This is a genomic window from Kitasatospora sp. NPDC036755, from assembly GCF_040636595.1.
In the GTDB taxonomy this organism is placed as follows: Bacteria; Actinomycetota; Actinomycetes; order Streptomycetales; family Streptomycetaceae; genus Kitasatospora.
This window is the reverse complement of the sequence record NZ_JBEZUT010000405.1, coordinates 1-6,735: the sequence shown is the minus strand read 5'-3', so window position 1 is coordinate 6,735 and position 6,735 is coordinate 1. Positions and strand designations below refer to the sequence as shown.

11 protein-coding genes are annotated in these 6,735 nt (G+C 74.0%); 10 read left to right on the top strand and 1 reads right to left on the bottom strand.

Features of this window, described 5'->3' with window-relative positions:
* The first annotated feature begins 187 nt into the window (after positions 1 to 187).
* Positions 188 to 859: an LLM class flavin-dependent oxidoreductase gene (locus AB0E96_RS36465; protein ID WP_359830354.1), complete on the top strand. Its 672-nt coding sequence runs from the start codon at positions 188 to 190 to the stop codon at positions 857 to 859.
* On the opposite strand, the gene AB0E96_RS36460 is transcribed toward AB0E96_RS36465, so the two are convergent.
* The gene (locus AB0E96_RS36460) at positions 774 to 1,721 is read right to left on the bottom strand and encodes a SigB/SigF/SigG family RNA polymerase sigma factor (RefSeq protein WP_359830352.1); all 948 of its coding nucleotides are present in this window, start codon (positions 1,719 to 1,721) and stop codon (positions 774 to 776) included. The two genes, AB0E96_RS36465 and AB0E96_RS36460, sit on opposite strands and share 86 nt — an antisense overlap.
* A 317-nt stretch (positions 1,722 to 2,038) precedes the next feature.
* Between AB0E96_RS36460 and AB0E96_RS36455 the strand changes: the two genes are divergently transcribed.
* From AB0E96_RS36455 to AB0E96_RS36415, 9 genes are all read left to right on the top strand, one after another.
* On the top strand, positions 2,039 to 2,635 hold the full coding sequence (locus AB0E96_RS36455) for a DUF6328 family protein (protein WP_359830351.1): 597 nt from the start codon (positions 2,039 to 2,041) through the stop codon (positions 2,633 to 2,635).
* A complete protein-coding gene (locus tag AB0E96_RS36450; RefSeq protein WP_359830349.1) occupies positions 2,632 to 3,648 on the top strand; it encodes an SDR family oxidoreductase in 1,017 nt (338 codons plus the stop codon). The genes AB0E96_RS36455 and AB0E96_RS36450 overlap by 4 nt, the downstream gene beginning before the upstream one ends.
* 127 nt (positions 3,649 to 3,775) lie before the next feature.
* Complete coding sequence (locus AB0E96_RS36445; RefSeq protein ID WP_359830347.1) at positions 3,776 to 3,949, top strand: CsbD family protein; 174 nt, start codon at positions 3,776 to 3,778, stop codon at positions 3,947 to 3,949.
* Between the two features lie 5 nt (positions 3,950 to 3,954).
* Positions 3,955 to 4,128 carry a hypothetical protein gene (locus AB0E96_RS36440; RefSeq protein WP_359830344.1) on the top strand — a complete coding sequence of 58 codons (174 nt, stop codon included), beginning with the start codon at positions 3,955 to 3,957 and terminating at the stop codon, positions 4,126 to 4,128.
* A gap of 189 nt (positions 4,129 to 4,317) precedes the next feature.
* Positions 4,318 to 4,764 carry a hypothetical protein gene (locus AB0E96_RS36435; RefSeq protein WP_359830342.1) on the top strand — a complete coding sequence of 149 codons (447 nt, stop codon included), beginning with the start codon at positions 4,318 to 4,320 and terminating at the stop codon, positions 4,762 to 4,764.
* Positions 4,761 to 5,018: a monovalent cation/H+ antiporter complex subunit F gene (locus tag AB0E96_RS36430; RefSeq protein WP_359830340.1), complete on the top strand. Its 258-nt coding sequence runs from the start codon at positions 4,761 to 4,763 to the stop codon at positions 5,016 to 5,018. Before AB0E96_RS36435 ends, AB0E96_RS36430 begins: the two co-directional genes overlap by 4 nt.
* A complete protein-coding gene (locus tag AB0E96_RS36425) occupies positions 5,018 to 5,305 on the top strand; it encodes a monovalent cation/H(+) antiporter subunit G (RefSeq protein WP_359830338.1) in 288 nt (95 codons plus the stop codon). Before AB0E96_RS36430 ends, AB0E96_RS36425 begins: the two co-directional genes overlap by 1 nt.
* Positions 5,302 to 5,667, top strand: coding sequence for a hydrogenase subunit MbhD domain-containing protein (locus AB0E96_RS36420; protein WP_359830336.1), 366 nt, complete (start codon positions 5,302 to 5,304; stop codon positions 5,665 to 5,667). The genes AB0E96_RS36425 and AB0E96_RS36420 overlap by 4 nt, the downstream gene beginning before the upstream one ends.
* 175 nt (positions 5,668 to 5,842) lie before the next feature.
* Positions 5,843 to 6,634 (top strand): hypothetical protein, encoded by a 792-nt coding sequence (locus tag AB0E96_RS36415; protein WP_359830334.1) that lies wholly within the window; start codon positions 5,843 to 5,845, stop codon positions 6,632 to 6,634.
* Positions 6,635 to 6,735 lie beyond the last annotated feature (101 nt).

The window sequence follows — 6,735 nt, the reverse complement described above, 5'->3', positions numbered from 1 at the left end:
GGCCGCCCCGCGAGCGGCGGACGGCCCGCGGCCCGCGGATCGCGGATCGCGGATCGCGGATCGCGGATCGCGGATCGCGGATCGCGGATCGCGGATCGCGGATCGCGGAGGTTTCGCGACGCCCGCCCCGGAAAGCCGCTCCGGCGAAGACCCGGCGACGAAGACCCTGCGACGATGCGAGGCTGCCATGACCGCGTTCGGCTACTTCCTGTCCTGCGAGGAGTTCACCCCCGCCCAGCTGGTCGAGCAGGCGCGGCTGGCGGAGCGGGCCGGCTTCACCCGGCTGGCGATCTCCGACCACTTCCACCCGTGGAACGACGCCCAGGGCAACGCCCCCTTCGTCTGGGGTGTGATCGGCGCGCTGTCGCAGGCCGTCCGGCTGCCGGTGACCACCCTGGTCACCTGCCCGACGGTGCGACTCCACCCCGCCGTGACGGCGCAGGCGGCGGCCACGGCGGAAATGAAGGTGTGCTGGTCGGAGGAGCGTGAGCGGGCGGTCAAGACCGTCCACCGGCTCTGGCGGACGGAGCTGCTGCCCGGCGAACTCGCCCAGGTGCTGCCCACGCCCCGCCACTTCGAGCAGGCCACCGAACTGGTGACCGAGGAGATGGTGGCCCGCTCGGTGGTCTGCGGCGACGATCCGCAGGAGCACGCCAACCAGCTGCGCGCCTACGTCGGCGCCGGGTTCGACGAGGTGTACGCCGACCAGATCGGCCAGGAGCAGGAGGGGTTCTTCGACTCCGGGGGGCCGGAAACACGGCACCGGGGGAAAGTCAGTCGGACTCCTGCGGTTCGTCGGTCCAGCCGGTGGCGTCGTGGTCCTCCAGTTCCTCCCGCAGCCAGGCCAGCGTGGAGCTGAGCAGCCGGGAGACGTGCATCTGGGAGACGCCGATCCGCTCGGCGATCCGGGACTGCGTCCAGCCGTCCCAGAACCGCAGTTTGAGGACGGTCTGCTCGCGTTCGGGCAGCCGGGCCAGCAGCGGGCGCACGGCGATCCGGAAGTCGGCGAGTTCGATGCCGGGATCGCAGTCACCGAGCCGGTCCAACAAGGAGCTGCCGCTCTCGTCGGTGTCCCGCTCACGCAGCGCGTCCAGGGAGTTGGGGCGGCAGACCCGGCCCGCTATCAGGCCCTCGGTGGCCTGTTCGACGGTGAGGTGGAGCTCCTCGGCGATCTCCTCGGGCCGTGGGAGGCGGCCGAGCTCCTGTTCCAGGCGGTCGGAGCCCCGGGCGACGCAGAGGTAGACCTCCTGCATGCTGCGCGGGACCCGCACCGGCCAGGAGGTGTCGCGGAAGAACCGTTTGATCTCGCCGGTGATGGTGGGGATGGCGTAGGTGACGAACTCGACGCCTCGCCCGGGATCGTAGCCGTCGACGGCCTTGATCAGGCCGATCGTGCCGACCTGGAGGATGTCCTCCATGTCCTCGGCGCGGTGGCGGAAGCGGGCGGCGATGAAGCGCACCAGCGGCATGTTGAGCTCGATGATCGTGCCGCGGACGTAGCTGTAGGCGTGGGACTCGCGGGCCAGCGCGGCCAGCCGGTCGAACAGCGCGTCGCTCAGTTCGCGGGCCTCGGTCTTCCCCATCCGGCGCAGCTCGGCCGGCGTCGGCCTCGGCGGGAGATCAGACGGCTCGGACGGCTCGGACAGCTCGGACGGCTCGGACGGCGGGTCCGGAGCCGTCTCGACGGCGTCACGACGGACTGGTTCCAGGTGGACGGACACGGGACTTCTCCTGGGTAGCGGGGTGGACGCCCTGCATCCGTGCGAGCGGCGCTCGCACGTGGGCTTCTTCCCAGGACCTGTGCCCGGCTTCTTCAAGCGCGGCCCCGGTGACACCGCGAACGGTGCCGGAGCGGCCGGATCGCTCGACGGCCGCTGCACGGACCTCCTACCCCACACACGACACGAAATTCGTGTTTCATCCGTTTTTCTGCGATTCGTCCGGGTACCCGCGCCTTCGCGCCGAGCGGAGCGGCGGCCGGCCGCGACATGCCGCCGGGGCGGCGGCCGCGCAGGAGCAGCAGGCGGAGGTGGTCACCGTGGCGGCACCGGACACCGGTCCCGACCGCCCTGTCCCCGGTCACCGGACCGGCCGCCGGGAGTCGCCCGACGAACGGGCGGACCGGCGCTGGACCGACCTGCTCCAGGAGGTGCGGGTCGCCCAGACCGGCTCCCAGGTGCTGTTCGGGTTCCTGCTGAGCGTCGTCTTCATGCCGCGCTTCGCCCAGCTCGGCGGCTTCGACCGGGGGCTGTACGTGGTCACCGTCGTCCTCGGAGCACTGGCGACCGGCTCACTGGCGGCCCCGGTCGCCTACCACCGGATCTTCGCCGGCCACCGGCTGAAGCCCCAGCTCGTCGATGCGGCGGCCAGACTGGTGGCCATCGGCCTGCTGCTGCTCGCGCTGACCATCGGCTCCGCCCTGCTGCTCCTGCTGCGGACGGCGATCGGACCGGCGCTCTCCGGCTGGATCACCGGGGCGGTCATGTTCTGGTTCGTGTCCTGCTGGCTGCTGATCCCCCTGCGGCACCTGCACCGGCGCGACGGACGGTGCGACGGGCCGCCGGAGGACGGCCCCGGCCGGGGCGCGCACCCCTCGGGTTTCAGCGGGGACGGCCGGGCCAGACGCCCGTCATGAGGATCCGCACCCGTTCGGAACCACGCACCGTCGTCATCACCGGCGCGACCGCCGGAATCGGCCGGGCCTGCGTCGGCGCCTTCGCCACCGGGGGCGACCGGCTGGTGCTGGTCGCCCGGGGCCCGGCCGGACTGCGCGCCGCCCCGGCCGAGGCCCGGGCCGCCGGCTCGCCGGTGCGCACCGTCCTGGCCGACGTGGCCGACCCGGAGGCCTGCGAGGCCGTCGCCGACCGCGCCGAGGCCGCGTTCGGGCCGATCGACGTCTGGGTCAACGACGCCTTCGCCTCGGTCTTCGCGCCCTTCACCGAGATCAGCCCGGCCGAGTTCCGCCGGGTCACCGACGTCACGTACCTCGGGTACGTCAACGCCACCCGTGCCGCGCTGCGCCGGATGCTGCCGCGCGACCACGGCACGGTCGTGCAGGTCGGCTCGGCGATCGCCTACCGGGGCATCCCGTTGCAGACCGCCTACAGCGGCGCCAAGCACGCCATCCAGGGGTGGCACGAGGCCCTGCGCTGCGAACTGCCGGCCAGTGGCACGGCGGTGCGGGTGACGATGGTCCAGATGCCCGCCGTCAACACCCCGCAGTTCGACTGGGTGCTCAACCGGCTGCGCGGCCGCGCCCGGCCCGTCGCGCCCGTGTACCAGCCCGAACTCGCCGCCCGCGCCGTCTTGTTCGCGGCGGACCACCCCGGGCGGCGGGAGTACTGGGTGGGCGGCAGCACCGTCGCCACCCTGGTCGCCAACGCGCTCGCGCCCGGCCTGCTCGACCGCTACCTCGCCCGCACCGGCATCGACGCCCAGCAGGAGGACGGCCCCGGGCGGGCGGAGGACCTCGCCAACCTGTGGACGCCCTCGGACGCTTCCGTCGACCACGGCGCGCACGGCCGCTTCGACGACGAGGCCCGGGAGCGCAGCGCGCAGCTGTGGGCCTCCCGGCACCACGGCCTGCTCGCCGTCGGCGGTGCGGCGCTGCTCGGTGCCGCCGCGGGTTCGCTCGCCCGGCGGCGGTGACGCCGGTCCTTCACACGCGGCATCCCGCTGTCCGATGCCCGATGTCCGGCCGCGTGGCATGGAACGGCCGTCACCGGGCAAGCGCGGCACAGCACACGAAACGCCTCGAAACGAGAGGAGTCACCCCATGGGCGCCGACGACAAGCTGCGCAACGCCGCCGAGAAGGCTCACGGCAAGGCCAAGGAGGCCGTCGGACGGGCGACGGGCGACCGCGCGATGGAGGCCGAGGGCCGCGGCAAGCAGGTCAAGAGCGACCTGAAGCAGGCCGCCGAGAAGATCAAGGACGTCGGAAAGGACTGAACACGGTGAGCGACCAGGACCAGCCCGTCCCGAAGGACCCCCCGGTGCCGGTGGAGACCCCCGAGTCCCGGATGACCGGTGAGGGCGCGCCTCCGGTTCCTCCCCCCGAGGAGGAGGGACCGGAGGACGAGTCGACCGAGCCGGCCCACGAACCGGAACCCCACGAACCGCCCGACTAGAAGCGTGTCTTGCGGCCCCGGACCGATCATCGGAGGTTCCGGTCCCGCGCTCGGGCGAACGGGTGGTCCGCCACGGCGATCCCGCGCGCGACGGCGTTGCGCGCGGGACGCCGTCACCCCCGGGGGGTACACCTGGGGCCGCTCGCCGCACCAGCGGCGCGATCCTGACGGCCGGACGGGGGTGGCGGGATGCGGACGGTGGCCGAACTCCTGCTCTGGTGGGGGCTGTTGCTCCTGCTGAACATCGTATTCATCAGCTCGGTGACACCGCTCGAGGTGACCGTGGGCGGCGGCATCGCCGTTCTCGGGGCGCTCGGCGCGGTGGCCGTGCGGCGCGTCTCCGGCGCTACCCCGGGAGGTGCGGCCCGCATCGGCCCGGCGCTCCTGGCCCTCCCTCGGACGCTGCTGGCCGACACCGGCCGGCTGGCGCTCGCCGTCGTCTCCCCGCGCCACCGCGGCTCCGGCTTCCGGGCCGTCCGGCTCGCACCCGGCACCGGGCCCGCCTGGGCGGCCGCCCTGCTGTCCTCCACCCCCGGCGCCTACGTCGTGGACGTCGACGGCCAGACCCTGCTCGTGCACGCCCTCGGCCATGAACCCTCCTCCCTGGAAAGCGCGTTGACGGAGGCGTCCGAGTGAACGCCTGGCTGCTGGCGGCGGCCGTCCTGGCCGTCGGCGGGATCGCCCCGTGCCTGCTGCTCGGGCTGTCCGGCGCGACCCGGCGGCGCCTGGCCGGACTGAACCTCGCCGCGGTGGTGACCCCCGTCGTCCTACTGCTGCTCGCCCAGGGCTTCGGCCGACCCTCCTACACCGACCTGGCGCTCGACCTCGCCGTACTGGCGCCCGCCGGGACCCTGGTGTTCACCCGCTTCCTCGCCGGGGAGGAGCGCTGATGGGCCGGCACGCCGTGGCCCTGGCGCTGCTCTGGGCGGGCACCGCCGCGCTGCTGCTCTCCGCCGCCGCGCTCTCCGTACTCCCCGGCCGGTACCTGCGCCTGCACGCCCTCTCCCCCGCCGCGCTGCTCGGTGCCCCGCTGGTCGCGCTCGCCCTCGCCGTGGACACCGGGCCCGGCCGGGCGGCGGTCAAGCTCCTGGTGATCGGCCTGCTGGTGGCCACCGGCGGCACCGTCACCACCATGGCCGTCGCCCGGGCCACCCGCCGCTCGGAGACCGGCCGATGACCGACGCCCTGACCGTCATCACCCTGCTGCTCACCGGCGTCACCGCCACCACGGCCGCGCTCACCCGCGACCCCGTCCGGCAGGCCGCCGTCCTCGCCCTGCTCGGGCTGAGCCTCGCACTGCTCTTCACCGTGCTCCAGGCCCCCGACGTCGCGCTCTCCCAGCTCGGCGTCGGCAGCGCGATCACCCCGCTGCTGATCCTGCTGACCGTCCGCCGGGACCCCAGGCGCGGCACCGGCGGCCTCCACCGCGCCCTCGTCCTGCCGCTGCGCCGCCTGCACTCCGGCCTCCTGGGCGACTACATCGCCTGGCTGGCCGTCGGCCTGGCGGCCCTGCTGGTGACGATCGCCGCGCAGCTCTGAGCGCGCACCGCGGCCGTGCCGGCGGCTCCGGCCGCCTGCCGGCGGCCACGCGCACCGTTCGTTCCCGAAGGTCCACGTCGTCCCACGCGAGCACGGAAGGACGATCGGTCCACCGTCAAGTGCGCGCCGAACAACGCCACTTGAGGCGATTCGAGACACATCCTAAGCTTGACGGATGATCGACAACGCACACCGGCCCGACGAGCTCGGCGCCGTCACCAGCAGGCATCCGGTGGCCAACGGCAAGCGGTGGGTGAACGCCTCCTGGGCCCTGGGCATCGGCGTCCCGGTGGGCTGGTTGGGCCTGTGGGGAGCGTCCGCCGTCGGCGACGAGGGATCGACCGGGGCCAACAAGGCGGTGGGCGTGCTCATCGGCCTCGGCCTGGCCGGACTCTACATCGGGGTGATCCAGGCCCTCCGGGCCGTACGCGGCGGACCGAAGGAGTACTTCGAGGTCCGCGAGCACGGTCTGGTCCACGGCTCCCGGCGCGGGCCCACGGTCGTCGCCTGGGAGCAGGTCACCGCGATCACCATCCGGACCGCCGAGCGGGAGACCGGCCTCGGCCGGCAGCTTGGCAGCGGCTACCGGTGCGTGCTCCGCCTCACCGACGGCCGGCGGATCCGGGTGGACGGGCTGGCCCAGCGGCACGGCTCGCTGGGCCTCGCGGTGCTCGGGAACTGCCCGCACGCGAGCCGGCTCACCGGTGACGAGTGGCTGCAGAAGGCGGCGGGCTGGCTGCTCGCCGCGGGCGCGGCCTGCCTGGCCGCGGCCGTCGCGATGGTCCTCGTCATCGTGGGCCATCCGGACAGGACGGTCACCGACCCCGGCGGCATCGGCCTCAGCCACGACGTCCCCGGTCTCAGCGACGGTCAGCTGTACCTGCTCAGCGGCGGAATCCTCGTCTGCGTGATCGCCGGCGTCACCTGCCTCGCCCTGTTCGTCCGGGCCCGGATGACGCGCGGCTGACGCGACCGCCGGCAGCCGTCCGACGCGCGAGCGCCGTGGCGGCGGCTCGCCGCGACGGCCGGGCGGCCGGCGGGGCGGCCCCCGCGGGGTCCAACGCCCGC